Annotated in this window: 1 protein-coding gene; it reads left to right on the top strand. The window is 66.2% G+C overall.

The genetic code is table 11. From position 1 onward, the window contains the following. A partial coding sequence (locus AB0N03_RS52530; protein WP_364389048.1) for an IS256 family transposase occupies nt 1–1,023 on the top strand: 1,023 nt, incomplete at its 5' end. Nucleotides 1,024–1,064 lie beyond the last annotated feature (41 nt).

Below are 1,064 nucleotides of genomic sequence, written 5' to 3'. Positions count from 1 at the left end.
AAGACCGTGCTCACCGACGTCGGCCCGGTCCAGATCGACGTGCCCCGCGACCGCGACGCCAGCTTTGCACCGAAGATCGTCGCCAAGCGGCAGAAGCGTCTGGGCGGCGTGGACGAGATGGTGATTTCCCTGGCCGCGAAGGGCCTCACGACCGGAGAGATCTCCGCGCACCTGGCCGAGGTCTACGGAGCCGAGGTGTCCCGGCAGACCATCTCCACGATCACCGACAAGGTCATCGAGGGCATGGTCGAATGGCAGAACCGGCCGCTGGACCCGGTCTATCCGGTGATCTTCATCGACGCGATCCACGTCAAGATCCGCGACGGGCAGGTCGCCAACCGCCCGATCTACGTCGCCCTCGCGGTCACGTGCGAGGGCCGCCGCGACATCCTCGGGTTGTGGGCCGGCGACGGCGGTGAAGGCGCGAAGTACTGGCTGCACGTGCTCACCGAGCTGAAGAACCGTGGCGTGGCTGATGTGCTCATGGTCGTCTGCGACGGGTTGACCGGCCTGCCGGATGCGATCACCACGGTCTGGTCAAAGACGATCACCCAGACCTGCGTCGTTCACTTGCTGCGCAACAGTTTCCGCTACGCGGGACGCCAGCATTGGGACGCCATCGCCAAGGCCCTCAAACCGGTCTACACCGCGTCGACCGAGGCCGCCGCGCGGGAGCGGTTCGCTGAGTTCGCCGAGACTTGGGGCGCCCGGTATCCGGCGATTGTGCGGTTGTGGGACAACGCGTGGGCGGAGTTTGTGCCGTTCCTGGCGTTCGATCCGGAGATCCGGCGGGTGATCTGCTCGACCAACGCGATCGAGAGCGTCAACGCCCGCATCCGCCGGGCGGTGAAGGCCCGCGGTCACTTCCCGAACGAGCAGGCCGCGCTCAAGTGTGTCTACATGGCGATCATGAGCCTGGACCCGACCGGCGCCGGCCGCAAACGCTGGACGATGCGGTGGAAGCCTGCGTTGAACGCGTTCGAGATCGCCTTCGACGGCCGTCTGGCCGTCGGACGTAGGTAGTTCCCTTCAACCCGAGTTACACCGCTCGTTTGACAGACCCC

This window comes from Amycolatopsis sp. NPDC051061 (assembly GCF_040682935.1).
Lineage (GTDB): Bacteria > Actinomycetota > Actinomycetes > Mycobacteriales > Pseudonocardiaceae > Amycolatopsis.
Note: the sequence above shows the minus strand (reverse complement) of the source record. Positions and strands in the feature narration are given on the sequence as shown.